Source organism: Actinomadura sp. NPDC023710 (genome assembly GCF_040639875.1).
Lineage (GTDB): Bacteria > Actinomycetota > Actinomycetes > Streptosporangiales > Streptosporangiaceae > Spirillospora > Spirillospora citrea.
In genome coordinates, this window is sequence record NZ_JBFAGB010000014.1 from 1 (window position 1) to 18631 (window position 18631).

Genomic DNA, 18631 nt, shown 5'->3' on the forward strand with positions numbered 1-18631 from the left:
CCGAAATTGTCGTATCAGGATGGTGTTCTGGGTGTCATTTTGTGCCAGCCTGTCCGCATCGAGCCCAACTTATATGTCGGCAAATGCCGCCGCGTCGATCACGAGCACGACCCCGCCACCGTCGCCGCTCACGACCGCTCGTGCGCGGTCGGGTCCTCGCCTCGGTCGAGCGACTTCCACAGCGCGGACGGGTCGTCCTCCGCCGCCTTGCGCGGGGCACTGCGCTCGTAGCGGGCCGACATGCCAGGCCAACGCGTCCCCCGCGCGGCGGTAAGGATCCCGCCCACAGCAAGGACGACCCCACCGGTGACCGAGACCAGCCACCAAAGGTTCACATCCAGCACGGGATGCGCGCCGAGCCTCAGCAGAGCGCTCTTGTCCCCGGCGGCCGCCAGCACACTGGACCGCTGCACGGCCGCGGTCGACGCATAGGCGATCCCGACGCCGAACAGCGCGATGAGGACGCCGACACCCGAACGCACCCGCCCACGGGTCGCCAGCAGCGCGGCAAGCCCGGCCAGCCCGGCCCACCCAAGCGCACCGGCCGCACCCCCGAGGTCGCCGCCGGTCAGCTGCTGGGTGAACGGCGTGATGGCGTCCTGCGCCCGAACGGTGGCCCAGGTACGTCCAGCCGCAAGCAGCGCAAGCCCCGCCCCCGCGGCACACAGCACCGCCGTCAACCCACGTTCACGCCCAGGCGTCACGAGACGGCCCGCGCAGCGATCAAAGGGGCCAATTCAGACGTTCCCATGGACATGCGCCCGAGTTTATTGCAGCACCCCCAACCCCCACCCCCGCCCCACCCCGCAAGCCCCAGGGCCGAAGGCCCAAAGGGCGACCGCACAGGCACGCACCACCTCAACCGGCGGAGCAACCACGCAACAACCCGAAGGCCGACGACTGCACCAAGAGAGGTTCGAGCCTGCGAGAACCGAACCGCGAAGCGAGCCGGCACCCTCACCACACAAGCCCCAGGGCCGAAGGCCCAAAGGGCGACCCCGGCCGCACAGGCGCGCACCACTTCAACCGGCGAAGCAACCACGCAACAACCCGAAGGCCGACAACCGCACCAAGAGAGGTTCGAGCCTGCGAGAACCGAACCGCGAAGCGAGCCGGCACCCTCACCACACAAGCCCCAGGGCCGAAGGCCCAAAGGGCGACCCCGGCCGCACAGGCACGCACCACCTCAGCCGGCGGAGCAACCACGCAACGAGCTGAGGACCGGCGATCGCGTCCAAAGGCAGGTTCGAGCGAAGCAAGAACCTGATCGCGAAGCGAGCCGCAAGGCGAGCCGGAGCGATGCCAGCGATCGCCCGCGTTCATCGACGATGGAGGGCCGCCAGGCCCGAAGAAGGAGAAGAACGCAATTAAACAGAGCCCGCCTCCCCCTGGCGGTGGGGGGCGGGCTCTGCCACGTACGGCTGGCGGGCGTTACAGGGGGACGACCTGGTCGGCCTGCGGGCCCCGGTTACCCTGCGTCACCTCGAACTGAACACGCTGGTTCTCGTCCAGGCTGCGGTAGCCGGAACTCTGGATGGCCGAGTAGTGCACGAAGACGTCCGGCCCGCCGCCGTCCACGGCGATGAAGCCGAAGCCCTTCTCGGCGTTGAACCACTTCACGGTGCCCTGCTGGGGCATGTCTTTCTCCTTGCGGCAAAACCTGGGCCCACACCTCGCGGGCCCGTGCGGTCGCTGCGGAACGCCCTCGCCCCCGGTACGGTCCCGGAAAAGCCAAAACGCCCGCTGCCATCAGTTCGCGGGCGCCTGAACGATCGAGAACCACGACTGCAACCGACCGCCCCACCGTATCACCGGTTCCGCGTAAAGCGGAGGAGCCGCAAGACTTGCGTTTCTCCTCTCGGCGAACCGTGCCGTTACCTGCCCGTTAAAGACTCCAACCCGTCTCGGTCAGGGTCTTGACAGCGTCCGTGGCGCCGGTGAGGCGGACCTTCGCGACGTCCCGGCGGCCCAGTGCCCACAGGACGAGTTCGCCTACCGGGCCGTGCACGCGCACGGCTCCTCGACCGCCGCCGGACACCCGGGCGGCGCGGCCGTCGGGCCGGACGAAGGTGACCTCGACCTGAACTTTTCTTAGGACAAAGCGGGCAATTTTTATCCTTCGCCAGAGTAGTTCCTCTAGTTCCGGCGAGATGTCGCGGGGCTCCCAGTCGGGACGTGCCCGCCGGACGTCCTCGTGGTGAACAAAGAACTCGACGGCGTTCGCGTTTTTGTCGACTCCGGGAAGGGCGTAGGGGGAGAACTTCGGCGGACCCTGCGCAAACCGTTCCACCAGCCGTTCGAACGGAACGGCGCGGGCCGTCCGCCGCCGCACCCGCTCGGTGTAGAAGGCCAGCGGGGGCAGCAGGATCCCGGGGGCGGCGTCGGGGCGCCCCTCGCGGACGACCAGATGGGCGGCCAGGTCGCGGGCGTCCCAGCCCGCGCACCCGGTGGTCGCCTCCGGTCCGGCCTCCGCGAGGGCCGCGGCGAGCAGCAGCCGTTCGCGGCGGACCGGGCCGGGGTCCGCCGGGCCGGAACCAGCCTGCTTCGGGGCGGACGGCGGGGGGCCGTCGTCGGGCGTGCTCATCGACCGATCGTAGGCCGCGGCGGGGCGGCCGGGAATAAGCGCTCCGGCCGGATGGTAGGCAATATCCAGCCCCACAAACCCCCAGCCGCGGTCGCAAGGGGGCATTTTCGGGGCGCCGCCGTGATCGAGGAGTCGCCGTGCCACCTGCGTCCAGACGCGTCAGCCCGCCTGTCCTGAGGGAGGGCATGGGCGTCCTGTGGGTGGCGGTGAAGGCCGAGCCGCGGGTGTTCGCGCTGTCGGTGCTGGCGAGCGCCCTGTACGCGGCGATGACCGTGGGGACCGCGCAGGTGCTGGGCTGGGCGACCGGCCACGTGGTGCTGCCGGCGTTCGAGTCCGGGCACACGACCGCCGGGGCGCTGGCGGGGGCCGCCGCCCTGATCATGGCGGTGGCGCTGCTGAAGGCGCTCGGCGTCGCGGGACGCCGGTTCTACGCGGGCCTCATGCAGTACCGGCTCCAGGCGTCCTACCGCCGCGCGGTGACCAGGCAGTACCTGCGGCTCCCGCTGGCGTGGCACCACCGGCACCCGACCGGGCAGCTGCTGTCGAACGCCAACGCCGACGTCGAGGCGGTGTGGGCGCCGATCGCGCCGCTGCCGATGGCGGTCGGCGTCGTGTTCATGCTGCTGATCGCGGCGGTGTCGATCCTGGTCACCGACGTGGTCGTGGCCGGGGTCGGGTTCCTGGTGTTCCCCGCCGTCGCCCTCATCAACGTGGTGTACCAGCGGCGGCTGTCGCCGGTGGCGACCCGCGCGCAGCAGCTGCGCGCGGAGGTCAGCGAGGTCGCGCACGAGAGCTTCGAGGGCGGCCTCGTGGTCAAGACCCTCGGCCGGGAGGCGGCGGAGACCGAGCGGTTCGCCGAGCGGGCGCGGGATCTGCGGGACGCCAACATCGCGGTCGGCCGCATCCGCGGGCTGTTCGACCCGGTGCTGGAGGCGCTGCCGAACCTCGGGGTGCTGGCCGTCCTGCTGATCGGGTCGATCCGGCTGGATTCGGGCGCGATGTCGCCGGGCGACCTGGTGAACGTCGCCTACCTGTTCACGCTGCTGTCGTGGCCGATCCGGGCGCTGGGCTGGGTGCTGGGCGAGGTGCCGCGCAGCGTCGTCGGGTGGAAGCGGGTCCGCGGCGTCCTGGACGCGACGGGGTCGCTGCCGTTCGGGGACGGCTCGCTGGACGGTTCCGGCGGCGCGGCGACCGAGCTCCAGGTCCGGGAGGTCAGGTTCGCCTACGAGGCGGCGGGCGGCGGCGAGGGCGCGCGGCGCCGCGTCCTGCACGACGTCTCCTTCGCGGCGGCGCCCGGCCGGACGATCGCGGTCGTCGGTCCGACCGGTTCGGGCAAGTCCACGCTCACCTCGCTGCTCGTCCGGCTGGTCGACCCGGCCGACGGGTCCGTCCTGCTGGACGGCGTCGACCTGCGGGACGTGGAGCGCGGCGGGGTCGCGGCGACGGCGGCCCTGGTCCCGCAGCAGACGTTCCTGTTCGACGACACCGTGCGCGGCAACGTGACGCTCGGCCTCGACGTGCCGGACGAGCGGGTCTGGGAGGCGCTGCGGCTCGCCCAGGCCGAGGGGTTCGTGGCGGCCCTCGCCGACGGGCTCGACACGCGGGTGGGCGAGCGCGGGGCGACGCTGTCGGGCGGCCAGCGCCAGCGGCTCGCGCTGGCGCGGGCGCTGGTGCGGCGGCCCCGGCTGCTCGTCCTGGACGACGCGACGTCCAGCGTCGACCCGCAGGTCGAGGCGCGCATCCTGCAGAGCCTGCGGGAGTCGCAGGCGGAGGAGGCCGGCGGCGCGACCGTCGTGGTCGTCGCCTACCGCAAGGCCACGATCGCGCTCGCCGACGAGGTCGTCTACATGGAGCACGGCCGCGTCATCGCGCGCGGCACCCACGCCGGGCTGCTGGACGGCTCGGAGGGCTACCGCAACCTCGTCAACGCCTACGAGCGGGCCGAGGCGGAGCAGGAAGCGGTCGAGGGCGGCGAGGAGGCCATGGCATGACGACGGTGACCGACACGGCGGGCTCGAAGCAGAGAAGCGCGCCGGGACTGAGCGACACCGCGGCGGAGGGCGCGATCAGCACGCTGCGGCGCGGGCTGCGGCTGACCCCGGAGTTCCGGGCCGGCCTGGCCGGGACGCTGGCGCTCGCGCTGGTGTCGACGGCCGGGCGCGTGGTGGTGCCCGTCGCCGTCCAGCAGACGATCGACAAGGGCCTCGGCCGCCCGGACGGCCCCGACCTGGCCTTCATCCGGACGGCGGTGCTGCTGTGCGCGGGGGCCGTCCTGGTGACGGCCGTGTGCTCGTACCTGATGAACGTGCGGCTGTACAGGACGTCCGAGGGCGGCCTGGCGTCGCTGCGGGTGCGGGCGTTCCGGCATGTCCACGACCTGTCGATGCTCACCCAGAGCGGGGAGCGGCGGGGCGCGCTGGTGTCGCGGGTGACCGGCGACGTCGACCAGATCAGCCAGTTCATGCAGTCGGGCGGGCTGATGTTCATCGTGTCGATCGGGCAGCTGGTCGTGGCGAGCGTGCTGATGGTCGTCTACTCGTGGCCGCTGGCGCTTCTGGTGTGGGTGGCGTTCGTGCCGCTGGCGTTCGCGCTGCGCCGCTTCCAGCGGATCCTGTCAAGGGCGTACATGCGGGTGCGGGAGCGGATGGGCGACCTGCTGGCGGCGGTCAGCGAGTCGGTCGTGGGCGCCCCGGTGATCCGCGCCTACGCCTCGGAGGAGCGCACCGGCCGGCGGGTGGACGAGACGGTGGAGTCCTACCGGTCGGCGCAGACGCGGGCGCAGGCGATGGTCGCGCTCACGTTCCCGGTCAGCGAGCTGGTGGCGGCGCTCGCCACCGGCGCCGTCGTCATCGCCGGGACGCTGCTCGGCGTCGCCGGGGAGTTGTCGGCCGGACGGCTCGTGGCGTTCCTGTTCCTGGTCACGCTGTTCGTCAGCCCGATGCAGACCGCCACGGAGGTCCTGAACGATGCGCAGAACGCGATCGCGGGGTGGCGCCGGGTGCTCGGCGTGCTGGACACCGTCCCCGACGTCGCCGACCCGGGCGAGGCCGGCGAGACGCTGCCGCGCGGCCCCATCGAGGTGCGGTTCGAGTCGGTGGGGTTCGCCTACCCGGGCGGCCCGCCCGTCCTGCACGAGGTGAGCGCCGGCATCGCGCCGCGCAGCCGCATCGCGATCGTCGGGCAGACCGGGTCGGGCAAGACGACGTTCGCCAAGCTCCTCACCCGGCTCATGGACCCGGTGTCGGGCCGCGTCCTCGTGGACGGCGTGCCGCTGGACCGCGTCCGGTTCTCGTCGCTGCGCGAGCGGATCGTCATGGTGCCGCAGGACGGATTCCTGTTCGACGCCTCGCTCGCCGACAACATCCGGTACGGGCGCCCGGACGCCTCCGACGAGGACCTCGTCCTCGCGCTGACCGAGCTGGGCCTCGCCGACTGGCTGGACGGCCTCCCCGAGGGCCTCGCCACGCCGGTCGGGCAGCGGGGCGAGTCGCTGTCGGCGGGCGAGCGGCAGCTCGTCGCGCTGGCCCGCGCCTACATCGCCGACCCGGACCTGCTCGTCCTGGACGAGGCGACCTCCGCCGTGGATCCCGCCACCGAGGTGCGGATCCAGCGGGCGCTGGACGGCGTGACGCGGGGCCGCACGGCGATCTCGATCGCGCACCGGCTGTCCACGGCCGAGGCGGCGGACGAGGTGATCGTCTTCGACGCGGGGCGGATCGTGCAGCGCGGCTCGCACGCCGAGCTCGTCGCCGAGCCGGGCGTGTACGCCGATCTGCACGCCTCCTGGGTGGCCCAGCGGAGCCTGTGACGGGTTCCACAGGGCTACTTCCTGGGTAAACGCAAGCTAAAGCACTTGCCCGATATCTGGTCCAGTGCGCATTCTGCTGGGGTGAGCAACGAGGTCGTGTTGGAATCGGCGAGCACGCTGCACGGTCAACTGCAGCGTGGACTCGGGAGGGCCGCGCGCCGCGCGGCGGACAAGCCCGGCGCGGGCGAGTACGTGTACGCCTGCGTCCGGAGGGATCCGCGCTGGGATCGGCAGTGCGAGTCGCGGCGGCTGTACTACGCCCGGTTGATGGTGGATCTGGAGCTGTCGGTCGGGCCGGTGGCGGAGCATCTGTTCGACCCGTCCGACCACACCGACCCCGACGAGTGGCGGGTGGACCTGGCGCTGGGCGTGCTGGCCGAGCTGGTGCGGCTGAGCCGGCGGGAGGCCGCCGGGCCGCTGCGCCGGTACGCCGAGGAGGGCGCGCAGTGGTTCGACGCGGTCGCCGAGCTCATCGATCTTGAGGACCCCTCGCTCGCGGTCGGACTGGACACCCTGGTCGCCGCGCGGTGCGACGACGCGGACCTCGCGCTGCTGGTCCCGGGCCGGTACAACCCGGTGATCGAGGCGTGGGCGGCGCGGCAGCCGCGGGTGGCCGAGGCGCTGGCGAGGCAGCGGGAGGCGGGCCGGGCGGCGCGCCGCGCGATGGTTCCCACTCCCGGGAAGGACGCGCAGAGCGAGGCCGAGTTGCTCGATCTGGCGCGGCGGCGCGGCGAGGGCTCCATAGCGGCGATATTCGAGCTGGGCCGCCGCCGGACGCTCGCCCTGCTGGACCTCGCGGAGGAGCTGTTGCCCCAGCGGCCGAGCAGGTTCGGCGGCGCGGTGTGCCGGGCGTTGCGGGAGTACGGGCCGGAGACGCTGCCGCGGGCGCGGATGTGGGCGGCGCAGCGCGGCGGCTGCGCGGACATGGGGCTGCGCATCCTCGCCCGCTACGGCACCCGCCAGGACATCCCCCTGCTGATGGACGAGCTGAACGCCGCCGTCGCCCGGCGCGACTGGGCCGACGCCGCGAGCCCGATCGAAGGGCTGGGGCGGCTGCGCGCGGGCGAGGCCGTCCCGCTGTTGAAGACCGCTTGGACCGAATCCACCTATGCCTATCTGAGACCCCGCATCCTGACCGCGTTGACGAGAACCGCCCCGCACACCGCCGAGTCCTTCACCGTCGAAGGGCTGTGGGACTGCGAGGAGGGCGTGCGGGCCGAGGCCGCCCGGACCGCGCCGCTGACCGGCGAGACGTCGCTGCGGCTCCAGCGGCTCCACCACGACGACGCCGAAGAACCCGGCGTCCGCGCCGCCGCGGGCGCCCGCCTGATGCCCTGAGCCTCCGGTGACCTGAGCCTGGATGAACCCCTGCGGGGCGGGGCGCGTATTCCTTCCTCGAATCGCGCGTCTCACCCCGGAGAGGAAGAGCGATGGGTTCCCGACACCATCTCGGCTTGTTGAAGACGGTGCCGCTGTGCGCCGCCGCGCTGGCGATGCCGCTGGCGGCCGGCTGTTCCGCCGCGTCGGACGCGTCCGACGGCAAGGCCGCCAAGCCGGCGAGCCTTGCCGAGCTGGCGCAGCAGACGGACTGCTCCCTGACCGGGAAGCGCAAGGTCCAGGATCTGGAGCAGGGGAACTGCAAGACCGCGCGGGGACGCTACGTCCTGCTGAGCTTCACCTCCGACAACGGCATGAACGCCTGGCTGGAGGAGGCCAAGCCCTGGGGCGGGACGTATCTGGTCGGGGCGCGCTGGGTGGCGGTCAGCCAGCAGCAGACCCTGGAGTCGCTCCGCGGGGATCTCGGCGGCAAGATCGTCCAGGGGGACGGCCACGGTTCGGGCCACGGTTCGGGGCACGGCTGAGCGGCGGTCAGGCCCGGCCGGCCGGGCTCCCCTCGCTCGTGCCCTCCTCGCCCCGCACGAGCAGGACGCTCCAGCGTTCCAGGGCGGGGCCGACGCGGGCCAGCACGCGCCGTCCCGCCAGCCCGCGGCGGACGATGCCCGGGTGCCACAGCGGGTGCCGCGGGCCGTCGACGACGACGCGGACGGCCGCGACCGGAAGCGGTCCGGCGCGCTCGGCGACGAGCGCCGACTCCATGTCCGCCAGCCGAGCGCCCTGCGCCGCCAGCAGGGCGCGCTCCGCGCCCCGGACGACGCGGTCGGTGGTGACCAGGGGGCCGACCTGCACGCTCAGGCCGTCCCGGATCATCTCCTCGGCGAGCAGGCGCGGCGCGGCGCACGGCACCGCCTTCCCGCCCGTGCCGGCGGCGCGGATCTCGTCGGCGACGAGGACGTCGCCGGGCCGCAGCCGCTCGTCGAGCGCGCCGCCGAACCCGGCGACGACGAGGGCGGCGCAGGCGGCCGGGAGCCGGTCGGCGCGCCGCGCCCGGTAGCCGACGACCACGACCGGCGTCCGGGTGAGGCCGCGCCGGATCGCGCGCGCCTCCATGCCGAGCGCGGCGCACACCACCGGGCCGAGCATCGGCGCGTCCACGGCATCGTCCCAGCTCACCCCGCCAGCGGCGTCCGCCCCTTCGGTGAAGTTCACCCGTCCAGCGAAACACGAGGTCATCCCGAGATCCAGCGCCATCACCGCGCGGTGCCGGATTCGCGTCCTGCGGATCCGCCTCGCGGAGGGCGCGGGAGGCCGCCGCGCCCGCCTAGACTCGCCGACATGACCTCGACCTCCTTTCCCCTTCGGCGGAAGCTGGCCGTCCTCCCGTTCGTCCTGCTGCCCCTCGGCGCCGCGGCCGCGTGCGGCGGCGAGAACAGCAAGACCTCCTGCAGCGTCAACTCGTGCACGGTGACCTTCGACCGCGGCGTCGACGCGAGCGCGTCCATCCTCGGTGTGAAGGCCGAGCTGGTGAAGGTGCAGGGCGAGATGGTCACCCTCAAGATCGGCGGGCAGACGGTGACGGTGCCGGTCGGGGACGGGCAGCAGGCCGAGGGCTTCGACGTCTCGGTGCAGTCCGTCACCAAGGACCAGGTAGTGGTGAAGATCTCCAACAGCGGCTGACCCGGTCTAGTATTCGCTCATGCGTTCGATGAACAGGGCGGAGCGCCGGGCCCGTCTCGCGCTCCGCCACCGGCTCGCCGCCCCGGCCAGGACCGACGACGTCCTTGACATCGCCCGGTCCATGCTGGTGCTGCACGCCACGGATCCGGCCACCGTCTTCCTGTCGGTCGCGGCGCGCAGCGTCCGCGCCGTCCCGGCGGCGGTGGAGAAGGCCCTGTACGGCGACCGCACGCTGCTGCGGATGCTCGCGATGCGCCGGACGATGTTCGTCGCGCCGACCGATCTGGTCCCGGTGCTGCAGGCGTCCACGGCGAACGGGCTGGCGGCCAGGCAGCGCGCCACCTACGCGCGGATGATCGGGCGCGGCAGCGACATCGCCGACGCTCCGGCCCTGTTCACCAGGGCCGAGGAGGCCGCCCACGCGGCGCTGCTGGCGCGCGGCGAGGCGACGGGGGCCCAGCTCAGCGCGGACGTGCCCCTGCTGCGGACGCAGGTCGATCCGGCACCCGGCAAGTCCTACTCGCGGCCCACGAACATCACCACCTGGGTCCTGGTCACGCTCGGCTGCGAGGGCCGCATCGTGCGGGGGCGGCCGAACGGGTCGTGGACGAGCAGCCAGTACATGTGGTCGCCCGTCGAGACGTGGCTGCCCGGCGGCATCGAGGACCTCCCGGCCGCCGAGGCCCGCGCCGACCTCGTCCGCCGCTGGCTGCGCGCGTTCGGGCCCGCGCCGGCCGCGGACCTGAAGTGGTGGACGGGCTGGAGCGCCGGCGACGTCAAGAAGGCCCTCGCCCTGCTGGACGTCACCGAGGTCGACCTCGACGGCGCCACCGGCATCGTCCTGTCCGACGACCTGGAACCCGCGCCCGCGCCGGAGCCGTGGGCGGCGCTGCTGCCCGCGCTCGACCCGACCCCGATGGGCTGGCAGGAGCGCGGCTGGTTCCTCGGCGCCCACCGCCCGCGGCTGTTCGACCGCAACGGCAACATCGGGCCGTCGGTCTGGTGGGACGGCCGCATCGTCGGCGGATGGGCGCAGCGCAGGGACGGCGAGATCGCCGTCCGCCTCCTGGAGGACGTCGGCGCCGACGCCGAGTCCGCCGTCGAGCGGGAGGCCGCGCGCATGGCGGAGTGGTTCGGCGACGTCCGCGCGATCCCCCGGTTCCGCACCCCGCTGGAGCGCGAACTGACGGCATGAGCCGGAGCCCTGCCTCCCACTGGCCCGGCCAGGGTCAGGTCGTCAGAAGTAGGGGCCCGCGGTCGTCGCGGCCCGGCGCTTGGCCCCGCCGCGCCTGAGGATGGTCACGACGAAGGCGACGGCGGCGAGACCGCCGAGGCCGAGCGCGGTCAGCAGGGCGAGGCCGAGGTAGCCGTGGGCGGTGTCGTCCGGCGTCACGAGGATCGGCCCGTCGGCGCCCCGGCACGTCAGCCGGGCGGCGCCCGACACCGGCGCCGTGAACGTGGCGGTGTAGCGATAGGACGTGTGGTCGGAGGCGCTCCAGGAGTTCTTCCGCGTGAGCTGGACGGGCCCGGACCGCTCTCCCGCCTCGACCCGGCACGCGTACGGGGACGGGCCGCCCTCCCGGACGTAGACGAAGTAGCCGTAGCCCTCCGTGAGCCGAAGGCTGACCCCGGTCGCCGGGTCGCCCACGGCCGCCGGGCCTTCAGCGGCCTCCGAGTCGTCCCACAGGAGCGCCAGCACCGTGAAGAAACCGATGACGGCGACCAGGACCAGGACGATCGGCAGTGCGTACCATCCGGCGCTCGGCCTGATGCGCTGCCGCCGCGGCGTCCAGCCCGGTTCCGGCTGGCCCTGTCCTACGGGCGGCGGTCCCATCGGCGGGTTGGACCCGGGCCACATATCTTCTCCCCCTGCGGAACGCCTGTGCAGGACGACACGATCCCAGAGAACCGTCCACCCCGCCAGGCGGCCTTGTGTAAGGGGCCGCTGACCGACGGGTTGAGGCACGTCTGTAACGTCCCCCTGGACAGAGGAGGCGCATGTGGCGGCACTGCCCGGCCTGACCCCCGGCACGCTCCCGCCCGAGGCCGCCGCGCTGCGGGCCCGGGTGCGGGAGTTCCTGGCCGAGACGCCCTTCACGGCCCGCTGCGACAGCTGGCTCACCGGCGCCGACCCCGCCTTCAGCCGCCTGCTGGGCGAGCGCGGCTGGCTGGGCATGACGCTCCCCGAGCGCTACGGCGGGCACGGGCGCTCACCGCTGGAGCGGTTCGTGGTGATCGAGGAACTGCTGGCCGCCGGCGCCCCGGTGGGCGCGCACTGGATCGCCGACCGGCAGACCGGCCCGTCCATCCTGGCCCACGGCACCGAGGAGCAGAAGAAGCGGTTCCTGCCGGCGATCGCGCGCGGCGAGTGCTTCTTCGCGATCGGGATGAGCGAGCCCGACTCCGGCTCCGACCTGGCGTCGGTCCGGACCCGCGCCGAGCGCGACGGCGGCGGGTGGCGGCTGCGCGGCGCCAAGGTGTGGACGAGCGGCGCCCACCTCGCGCACGCGATCCTCGTGCTGGCCCGGAGCGCGCCCCGCTCGCAGGACCGGCACGCGGGCCTCGGCCAGTTCATCGTGCCCCTGCCGGACGACCGCGTGACGATCAGGCCGATCCGGGGGCTGTCCGGCGAGCACCACTTCAACGAGGTCGTGCTCGACGGCGTCTTCGTGCCGGACGCGCTCGTCCTCGGCCGCGCCGGGGACGGGTGGCGGCAGGTCACCGCCGAGCTGGCCCACGAGCGCAGCGGCCCCGAACGGCTGCTCAGCACGTTCATGCTCATCCGGCTCCTGCACGGCCGCGCCGCAGGTCCCGCGGCGCGGCGGGCGCTCGGCGGGCTGACCGCGCGCCTGTGGGCGCTGCGGCAGGCGTCGCTGGGCGTCGCGGGCGCCCTCGCCCGGGGCGAGACCCCCGACCTGGCCGCGGCCCTCGTCAAGGACCTCGGGACGCGGTTCGAGCGCGAGGTCATCGAGGCGGTTCGCGAGCACGCGGGCGTGGAGCCCGACCCCGGCTCCCCCGACCCGCTGGCGCGCGCGCTGGCGGAGTCGGTCGTCCAGGCGCCCGGGTTCACGCTGCGGGGCGGCACCAACGAGATCCTGCGCGGCATCGTCGCCCGCGGCCTGGGAGTGCGCTGATGGGGCTTCTGGAAGAGACCGCGAACGAGATCCTCGCCGGCGGCGACCCGTGGCGGGCGCTGGAGGAGTCCGGTCTGACGCTGGCCGGAGTGCCGGAGGAGGCGGGCGGGAGCGGCGGTGACCTCGCGGACGCCGCCGCCGTCCTGCGCGCGGCCGGGTACCACGCCGCGGGCGTGCCCCTGGCCGAGACCCTGCTGGCCGGGCGGCTGCTCGCCGATGCCGGGCTGCGGGCGGCCCCCGGCGCTCTCACCGTCATGTCCGGCGAGGTCGAGGCGGTGAGAGGCCGCGGCGGCCTCGTCCTGAGCGGGACGTTCCGCCGGGTCCCCTGGGCACGTTCGGCACAGTCGCTGGTCGTCCTCGGCGACGGCGTCGTCGCCGCCGTCGATCCGGCGCGGGCGCAGATCACCGAGGGCGCGAACGTCGCGGGCGAGCCGCGCGACGACGTCGTCCTGTCCGGCGTCACGGCGGAGGAGGCGGCGCCGTGCGCGGTGGACGCGGCCGAACTGCGGCGGCGCGGCGCGCTGGCGCGGGCCGTCCAGCTGACGGGGGCGATGGCCCGGGCGCTGGACCTGTCCGTCCGGTACGCGGGCGAGCGGGAGCAGTTCGGGCGGCCGATCGGGCGGTTCCAGGCCGTGCAGCAGATGCTGGCGGAGCTGGCCGGGGAGGCGACGGTCGCGGACGTCGCGGTGCGCGCCGCCGTCCGCGCACCGGCAGACCCGTTCGCGGTGGCCGCCGCCAAGGCGAACGCGTCGCGGGCCGCGGGCGCGGTCGCCGCGATCGCCCACCAGGTGCACGGCGCGCTCGGCGTCACCGAGGAGCACCCCCTGCGCCGGGTCACCCTGCGGCTCTGGTCGTGGCGGGAGGAGTACGGAAACGAGACCGCCTGGGCCGACGATCTCGGCGCCGCGCTCGCCGCCGCGCCCGACCCCTGGGCGCTCGTCACCGGCACCTGAACGCCGGGCCGGCGGGAGGGGCCGGTAATCTCACCAGGAGTAGCGGACCGCGTTCGGAGACAGCATGGCGCCCTGGGACCGACTGCCCGTCCCGCCCATCAGGCTGCCCCGGCCGAAGGGCCTGCCGTGGGCGGCAGGTCTGTCGTGGCCGCGCGGCCTGGCCCCCTACACCGTCGAGCGCGCCCTGCCGGTGACCATGCCGGACGGGGTCACCCTCCTCGCCGACCGGTACGTCCCGGCCGGTGTCGAGCGGCCCCCCACCATCCTCGTCCGGACCCCCTACGGGCGGCGCGGCCCCGCCGCCCTCGCCAACGGCCTGCTGTTCGTCCCGTTCGGTTTCCAGCTGGTCGTGCAGAGCGCCCGCGGGACCTCCGGGTCCGGGGGCGAGTTCGACCCCCTCGGCAGCGAGCGCGCCGACGGGCTCGCCACCGTCGAGTGGCTGAAGCGGCAGCCCTGGTTCCACGGCTCGTTCGCCACGTTCGGGCCGAGCTACCTCGGCTACGCGGCCTGGGCGATCGCCGCCGAGGCGGGGCCCGAGCTGAAGGCGATGTCCCTGCAGATCACCGCGTCCACGTTCCGGGACGCCGCCTACGTGGGCGGGTCGTTCGCCCTGGAGTCCACGCTCACCTGGACCGACCTCACGCACCGGCAGCAGCGGCGGCTCGGCATGCTGACCGCGCCGCTGACGTCGCGGCGCCGCGTCCTGCGCGCCGCCCGCTCCGGCCGCCCGCTCGCCGAGCTGGACGTGCTGGCCGGCGGCGAGCCCATGCGCTTCTACCAGGACCTGCTCGCGGGCCACGGTACCGCCGACGGCTACTGGGACACCCGCGACTTCAGCGCCACCGTCGGCGAGGTCGCCGCGCCCGCCACCCTCCTCGGCGGCTGGTACGACGTGTTCCTGCCCTGGATGATCAAGGACTACCTGGCGCTGCGCGCCGCCGGGCGCGTCCCGTACCTGACGATCGGCCCCTGGTGGCACACCGACGCGCGCCACGGCCTGCCGGCGATCCGCGAGTCGCTCGCCTGGTTCCGCGCCCATCTGCAGGGCGACCCGTCCGGGCTGCGGCGCGACCCCGTCCGCCTCTACGTCACCGGCGCCCGCGAGTGGCGGCACTACCGCGAATGGCCCCCGCCGGGGGCGCGGCAGACGCGCTGGCACCTGCACGCCGGCGGGGGCCTCGGCGAGGACGGCCCGCTCGACGCCCCGCCCAGCGCCTACCGCTTCGACCCCGCACGCCCGACGCCCGCGCTCGGCGGCCCCACCCTGCTCGGCAGCTCGCGACCCGTCGACAACCGCCCCCTGGAGCGGCGGCCGGACGTGCTGGTGTTCACCTCTCCGCCGCTCGACGCCGACCTGGACGTGATCGGCCCGGTCGGCGCCGACCTGTTCGTCCGCTCGGACCGCGAGCACACCGACTTCGTCGTCCGGCTCTGCGACGTCTCCCCGGACGGGACGTCCCGCAACGTCTGCGAGGGCGGCCTGCGCCTGCCCTCCGCCGCGGCCGGGCCCGTCGGGACCGGCGGGGTGTTCCGCCTCGCCGTCGACCTGTGGCCCACGGGCCACCGGTTCCAGCGCGGCCACCGCGTCCGGGTCCACGTCACCAGCGGCGCCCACCCCAAGGTCGCCGCCAACCCCGGCACCGGCGAGCCCCTCGCCACCACCGCGACGAGGATGGTCACCGCCCGGCAGGAGGTTCTGCACGACCCCGACCACCCGTCCGCGATCATCCTCCCCGTCGTCGAGCACTCCCCCGAGACCGCCGTCCCGGCTCCCGACGAGGACGCCCCGTGACCGCGCCCGGAAGCGCGCCGACTCCGGCGTGCGATCGCGTGCGAAGCCGGGTTCGAGCTGCGAGAACCTGATCGCGCAGCGAGCCGCAAGGCGAGCCGGAGCGATGCAGCGATCGCCGCGTCGCCCGTCAGGAAGGCGCTCCAGCGCCTGACGCGAGGGCGGCGCCTATGGACACGGCGAATCTCTCGGCGCTGCCGGGGGCGTGGTGGAGGTAGAGGGCGGGTTCGGTCAGTTCGAGCTCGATGAGCATCGGGGCGCCGTCCGGGCCGGGGATCATGTCGACGCGGGCGTAGAGGAGATCGTCGCCGTGCGGGACGGCGGCCAGGGCGCGGCGGGCCACCTCCAGCTCGGCCTCCGTGGCCGTGGACGCGGTGACCTGGCCGCGCGTCGGGTCGTCCCGGACGTGGCCCTGGACGCCCGCGCCCGCGGCGAGGATCTGCGCCTTGCGGGCGGCGTGGCTGTACTCGCCGTCGCAGAAGATCAGCGCCGTCTCGCCGACCGTGTCGACGGCGGACAGGTACGGCTGGACCATCACCGTCCGGCCCGCCTCGCGGAGCGAGCGCAGGTGGGCGCGGGCCGCGTCCTCCTCGCCGGGGCCCCAGCGGGCGGTGTCGCCCGCGCCGATCGAGACGGCCGGCTTGATGACGTACTCGGGCCACTTGGAGGGGATGTCGTCCGGGTCCCACAGCGTCGGGACGACGGGGACGCCCGCGTCGGCGAGGTCGCGCAGGTAGCGCTTGTCGGTGTTCCACCGCACGATCGCGGCGGGGTTGAGGACGCGGGGCAGGCTCTCCGCCCATGCCACGAACTCGTCCCGTCGGGCGGTGTAGTCCCAGGTGGAGCGGATGACGACCAGGTCGTACCGGGGCCAGTCGACGTCGGCGTCCCAGGCGACGGGCTCGGCGGCGACGCCCTCGGCCGCCAGGGCGCGGATCAGGTCCTGGACGTCGTCGCTTCCGTCGGGCAGCAGCGAACAGGTCGCGAGAGCGATACGCATGCGGGGGGATTCCTCTTCAGCGAACGGGGTTGCCTGCGGCGCCCAGCGCGGCCTTGACGTCGGAGATCTTCAATTCCCCGAAGTGGAAGACGCTGGCGGCGAGGACGGCGTCCGCGCCCGCCTCCACGGCGGGGGCGAAGTGCCCGACCGCCCCCGCGCCTCCGCTGGCGATCACCGGGACGGTGACGGCCTCCCGGACGCGGCGCAGCATGTCCAGGTCGAAGCCGGCCTTGGTGCCGTCGGCGTCCATCGAGTTCAGCAGGATCTCCCCGACGCCGAGCTCCGCGCCGCGGCGGGCCCACTCGATCGCGTCGATGCCGGTGCCCTTGCGGCCTCCGTGCGTGGTGACCTCGAACCCGGACGGCGTCCCCGCGGCGCGCCGGGCGTCCACCGACAGGACGACGCACTGCGACCCGAACCGGTGCGCGGCCTCCCGCAGGAACTCCGGCCGCGCGATCGCCGCGGTGTTGATCGAGACCTTGTCGGCGCCGGCGCGCAGCAGCCGGTCGACGTCCTCGACGGTGCGGATGCCGCCGCCGACCGTCAGCGGGATGAACACCTGCTCGGCGGTGCGCCGCACCACGTCGTAGGTCGTGGAGCGGTCGGCGCTGGAGGCGGTGATGTCCAGGAACGTCAGCTCGTCGGCGCCCTCGGCGTCGTAGCGGCGGGCCAGCTCCACGGGGTCGCCCGCGTCCCGCAGGTTCTGGAAGTTGACGCCCTTGACCACGCGCCCGGCGTCGACGTCCAGGCACGGGATCACCCGCACGGCGACGGTCACTTCACGGCCTCCAGGGCCTCTTCCAGCGTGAACGCCCCGGCGTAGAGCGCCTTGCCGACGATCGCGCCCTCGACGCCGTTCGGGACGAGCCCGGCCAGCGCCCGAAGGTCGTCCAGCGACGAGACGCCGCCGGAGGCGACGACGGGCCTGTCCGTCCGGGAGCAGACCTCGCGCAGCAATCCGGTGTTGGGGCCGCGCAGCGTCCCGTCCTTGGTGACGTCGGTGACCACGTACCGGGGGCAGCCGTCGTCCTCCAGCCGCGCGAGGACCTCCCACAGGTCGCCGCCCTCCCGCGTCCACCCGCGCGCGGCCAGCGTCGTTCCCCGCACGTCCAGCCCCACCGCGATCCGGTCGCCGTGCGAGGCGATGATCTTGCGGCACCAGGCGGGGTCCTCCAGCGCGGCGGTGCCGATGTTGACCCGGGCGCACCCGGTGGCCAGGGCCGCCTCCAGCGACGCGTCGTCGCGGATGCCGCCCGACAGCTCCACCTTCACGTCCAGCTTCCCGGTCACCTCGGCGAGCAGCTCCCGGTTGGAGCCGCGCCCGAACGCGGCGTCGAGGTCCACCAGATGGATCCACTCCGCCCCCGCCCCCTGCCAGGCGAGCGCGGCCTCCAGCGGCGCGCCGTAGGAGGTCTCGGTGCCGGCCTCGCCCTGCACCAGCCGGACTGCCCGGCCGTCGGCGACGTCGACGGCGGGAAGGAGCGTCAAAGTCATGCGGAAACCCTATCGATGCAGATGGGACGGGTGCCTAGGCCAGGGTGGCGAGCCAGTTGCGCAGGAGGTGGGCGCCGGCGTCGCCGGACTTCTCCGGATGGAACTGGGTGGCGCACAGGGGGCCGTTCTCGACCGCGGCGACGAAGCGGTCGCCGTGCTCGGACCAGGTGACCAGGGGCGCCGGGATGGTGCCGGTCGGGTCGGTCTCCAGGTCCCAGCTGCGGGCCGCGTAGGAGTGGACGAAGTAGAAGCGCTCGTCGCGCAGGCCCTCGAAGAGCACGGAGCCCTCGGGGACGTCCACCGTGTTCCACCCCATGTGCGGGACGACCGGGGCGTTCAGGCGGTCGACCGTGCCCGGCCACTCGTCGCAGCCCTGGGTGGTGACGCCGTGCTCGATGCCCTTGGAGAACAGGATCTGCATGCCGACGCAGATGCCGAGGACGGGGCGGCCGCCCGCCAGGCGGCGGCCGATGATCTGGTCGCCGTGCACCGAGCGCAGGCCCGCCATGCAGGCGGCGAACGCGCCGACGCCCGGGACGACCAGGCCGTCGGCGGCGAGCGCGGCGTCCCGGTCGGCGGTGACGGTCACCTCCGCGCCGGCGCGGGCCACCGCGCGCTCGGCGGAGCGCAGGTTCCCCGAGCCGTAGTCCAGGATGACGATCTTCTTCACGGCCGGATCACCCTCACGACCACATCACTCCCCCGGCGACGGCCGCCCCGGCGAGCACCAGCAGGAGCAGCGCGGCGATCTTGAGACCCTGCTTGACGAAGCTGTACACGCCCGCCAGCAGGAACACGGCGACCGCGAAGATCGCCACGGTGCCGTAGGTGAGGTGCAGGCCACCGATGTCCAC

The 18631-nt window shown here is 74.0% G+C and carries 19 protein-coding genes; 9 read left to right on the top strand and 10 right to left on the bottom strand.

Features of this window, described 5'->3' with window-relative positions; translation table 11 throughout:
- Positions 1 to 128: 128 nt before the first annotated feature.
- The 3 genes from AB0H37_RS17705 to AB0H37_RS17715 all read right to left on the bottom strand — a co-directional run bounded on the left by AB0H37_RS17705 (position 129) and on the right by AB0H37_RS17715 (position 2584).
- Positions 129 to 671, bottom strand: coding sequence for a Trp biosynthesis-associated membrane protein (locus AB0H37_RS17705; protein WP_360613765.1), 543 nt, complete (start codon positions 669 to 671; stop codon positions 129 to 131).
- A gap of 760 nt (positions 672 to 1431) precedes the next feature.
- Positions 1432 to 1638 (bottom strand): cold-shock protein, encoded by a 207-nt coding sequence (locus AB0H37_RS17710; RefSeq protein WP_030144886.1) that lies wholly within the window; start codon positions 1636 to 1638, stop codon positions 1432 to 1434.
- 247 nt (positions 1639 to 1885) lie between these two features.
- Entirely contained in the window at positions 1886 to 2584 is a 699-nt protein-coding gene (locus AB0H37_RS17715) for a TIGR03085 family metal-binding protein (protein WP_360613767.1), read from the bottom strand.
- Between the two features lie 185 nt (positions 2585 to 2769).
- On the opposite strand from AB0H37_RS17715, the gene AB0H37_RS17720 reads away from it, so the two are divergent.
- From AB0H37_RS17720 to AB0H37_RS17735, 4 genes are all read left to right on the top strand, one after another.
- Positions 2770 to 4575, top strand: a complete 1806-nt coding sequence (locus AB0H37_RS17720; protein WP_360613979.1) for an ABC transporter ATP-binding protein — start codon at positions 2770 to 2772, stop codon at positions 4573 to 4575.
- Positions 4572 to 6392 carry an ABC transporter ATP-binding protein gene (locus AB0H37_RS17725; protein ID WP_360613769.1) on the top strand — a complete coding sequence of 607 codons (1821 nt, stop codon included), beginning with the start codon at positions 4572 to 4574 and terminating at the stop codon, positions 6390 to 6392. Before AB0H37_RS17720 ends, AB0H37_RS17725 begins: the two co-directional genes overlap by 4 nt.
- A gap of 81 nt (positions 6393 to 6473) precedes the next feature.
- Positions 6474 to 7730 carry a hypothetical protein gene (locus AB0H37_RS17730; RefSeq protein ID WP_229809913.1) on the top strand — a complete coding sequence of 419 codons (1257 nt, stop codon included), beginning with the start codon at positions 6474 to 6476 and terminating at the stop codon, positions 7728 to 7730.
- A 92-nt stretch (positions 7731 to 7822) separates the two neighbouring features.
- Complete coding sequence (locus AB0H37_RS17735) at positions 7823 to 8254, top strand: hypothetical protein (RefSeq protein WP_360613771.1); 432 nt, start codon at positions 7823 to 7825, stop codon at positions 8252 to 8254.
- Positions 8255 to 8261: 7 nt separating this feature from the next.
- Here the strand turns inward: AB0H37_RS17735 and AB0H37_RS17740 are convergent, their stop codons facing one another.
- Positions 8262 to 8939: a hypothetical protein gene (locus tag AB0H37_RS17740; RefSeq protein WP_329093044.1), complete on the bottom strand. Its 678-nt coding sequence runs from the start codon at positions 8937 to 8939 to the stop codon at positions 8262 to 8264.
- A gap of 126 nt (positions 8940 to 9065) precedes the next feature.
- Between AB0H37_RS17740 and AB0H37_RS17745 the strand changes: the two genes are divergently transcribed.
- Together AB0H37_RS17745 and AB0H37_RS17750 are read left to right on the top strand one after the other, a co-directional pair.
- Positions 9066 to 9407, top strand: a complete 342-nt coding sequence (locus AB0H37_RS17745; RefSeq protein WP_179833918.1) for a hypothetical protein — start codon at positions 9066 to 9068, stop codon at positions 9405 to 9407.
- Positions 9408 to 9426: 19 nt separating this feature from the next.
- The gene (locus tag AB0H37_RS17750; RefSeq protein ID WP_360613774.1) at positions 9427 to 10602 is read left to right on the top strand and encodes a winged helix DNA-binding domain-containing protein; all 1176 of its coding nucleotides are present in this window, start codon (positions 9427 to 9429) and stop codon (positions 10600 to 10602) included.
- Positions 10603 to 10644: 42 nt separating this feature from the next.
- Here the strand turns inward: AB0H37_RS17750 and AB0H37_RS17755 are convergent, their stop codons facing one another.
- Entirely contained in the window at positions 10645 to 11265 is a 621-nt protein-coding gene (locus tag AB0H37_RS17755) for a hypothetical protein (RefSeq protein WP_329093048.1), read from the bottom strand.
- A 142-nt stretch (positions 11266 to 11407) separates the two neighbouring features.
- On the opposite strand from AB0H37_RS17755, the gene AB0H37_RS17760 reads away from it, so the two are divergent.
- The 3 genes from AB0H37_RS17760 (at position 11408) to AB0H37_RS17770 (ending at position 15286) form a co-directional block, all read left to right on the top strand.
- Complete coding sequence (locus tag AB0H37_RS17760) at positions 11408 to 12541, top strand: acyl-CoA dehydrogenase family protein (RefSeq protein WP_179833915.1); 1134 nt, start codon at positions 11408 to 11410, stop codon at positions 12539 to 12541.
- Positions 12541 to 13494, top strand: coding sequence for an acyl-CoA dehydrogenase family protein (locus AB0H37_RS17765; protein WP_360613777.1), 954 nt, complete (start codon positions 12541 to 12543; stop codon positions 13492 to 13494). The genes AB0H37_RS17760 and AB0H37_RS17765 overlap by 1 nt, the downstream gene beginning before the upstream one ends.
- Before the next feature lie 64 nt (positions 13495 to 13558).
- Positions 13559 to 15286, top strand: a complete 1728-nt coding sequence (locus AB0H37_RS17770; RefSeq protein ID WP_360613778.1) for a CocE/NonD family hydrolase — start codon at positions 13559 to 13561, stop codon at positions 15284 to 15286.
- Positions 15287 to 15413: 127 nt separating this feature from the next.
- Here the strand turns inward: AB0H37_RS17770 and AB0H37_RS17775 are convergent, their stop codons facing one another.
- Genes AB0H37_RS17775 through AB0H37_RS17795 form a run of 5 tightly spaced genes read right to left on the bottom strand, consistent with a single transcriptional unit; the run spans position 15414 to position 18631 of the window.
- Positions 15414 to 16283, bottom strand: a complete 870-nt coding sequence (locus tag AB0H37_RS17775) for a hypothetical protein (RefSeq protein WP_360613780.1) — start codon at positions 16281 to 16283, stop codon at positions 15414 to 15416.
- A gap of 16 nt (positions 16284 to 16299) precedes the next feature.
- Entirely contained in the window at positions 16300 to 17061 is a 762-nt protein-coding gene (gene hisF / locus AB0H37_RS17780) for an imidazole glycerol phosphate synthase subunit HisF (RefSeq protein WP_179833910.1), read from the bottom strand.
- Complete coding sequence (gene priA / locus AB0H37_RS17785) at positions 17058 to 17777, bottom strand: bifunctional 1-(5-phosphoribosyl)-5-((5-phosphoribosylamino)methylideneamino)imidazole-4-carboxamide isomerase/phosphoribosylanthranilate isomerase PriA (RefSeq protein ID WP_360613782.1); 720 nt, start codon at positions 17775 to 17777, stop codon at positions 17058 to 17060. The genes hisF and priA overlap by 4 nt, the downstream gene beginning before the upstream one ends.
- Before the next feature lie 34 nt (positions 17778 to 17811).
- Positions 17812 to 18447 carry an imidazole glycerol phosphate synthase subunit HisH gene (gene hisH / locus AB0H37_RS17790; protein WP_179833908.1) on the bottom strand — a complete coding sequence of 212 codons (636 nt, stop codon included), beginning with the start codon at positions 18445 to 18447 and terminating at the stop codon, positions 17812 to 17814.
- 13 nt (positions 18448 to 18460) lie between these two features.
- Positions 18461 to 18631, bottom strand: a complete 171-nt coding sequence (locus AB0H37_RS17795) for a hypothetical protein (RefSeq protein ID WP_179833907.1) — start codon at positions 18629 to 18631, stop codon at positions 18461 to 18463.

What these genes read in the sequence shown, in the direction of transcription:
- AB0H37_RS17765 (WP_360613777.1), top strand. Translation starts at nt 12,541, where the DNA reads ATGGGGCTTCTGGAAGAGACCGCGAACGAGATCCTCGCCGGCGGCGAC.
- AB0H37_RS17710 (WP_030144886.1), bottom strand. Translation starts at nt 1,638, where the DNA reads ATGCCCCAGCAGGGCACCGTGAAGTGGTTCAACGCCGAGAAGGGCTTC.
- AB0H37_RS17750 (WP_360613774.1), top strand. Translation starts at nt 9,427, where the DNA reads ATGCGTTCGATGAACAGGGCGGAGCGCCGGGCCCGTCTCGCGCTCCGC.
- AB0H37_RS17720 (WP_360613979.1), top strand. Translation starts at nt 2,770, where the DNA reads ATGGGCGTCCTGTGGGTGGCGGTGAAGGCCGAGCCGCGGGTGTTCGCG.
- AB0H37_RS17770 (WP_360613778.1), top strand. Translation starts at nt 13,559, where the DNA reads ATGGCGCCCTGGGACCGACTGCCCGTCCCGCCCATCAGGCTGCCCCGG.
- AB0H37_RS17735 (WP_360613771.1), top strand. Translation starts at nt 7,823, where the DNA reads ATGGGTTCCCGACACCATCTCGGCTTGTTGAAGACGGTGCCGCTGTGC.
- AB0H37_RS17755 (WP_329093048.1), bottom strand. Translation starts at nt 11,265, where the DNA reads ATGTGGCCCGGGTCCAACCCGCCGATGGGACCGCCGCCCGTAGGACAG.
- AB0H37_RS17725 (WP_360613769.1), top strand. Translation starts at nt 4,572, where the DNA reads ATGACGACGGTGACCGACACGGCGGGCTCGAAGCAGAGAAGCGCGCCG.
- priA (WP_360613782.1), bottom strand. Translation starts at nt 17,777, where the DNA reads ATGACTTTGACGCTCCTTCCCGCCGTCGACGTCGCCGACGGCCGGGCA.
- AB0H37_RS17745 (WP_179833918.1), top strand. Translation starts at nt 9,066, where the DNA reads ATGACCTCGACCTCCTTTCCCCTTCGGCGGAAGCTGGCCGTCCTCCCG.
- AB0H37_RS17715 (WP_360613767.1), bottom strand. Translation starts at nt 2,584, where the DNA reads ATGAGCACGCCCGACGACGGCCCCCCGCCGTCCGCCCCGAAGCAGGCT.
- AB0H37_RS17775 (WP_360613780.1), bottom strand. Translation starts at nt 16,283, where the DNA reads ATGCGTATCGCTCTCGCGACCTGTTCGCTGCTGCCCGACGGAAGCGAC.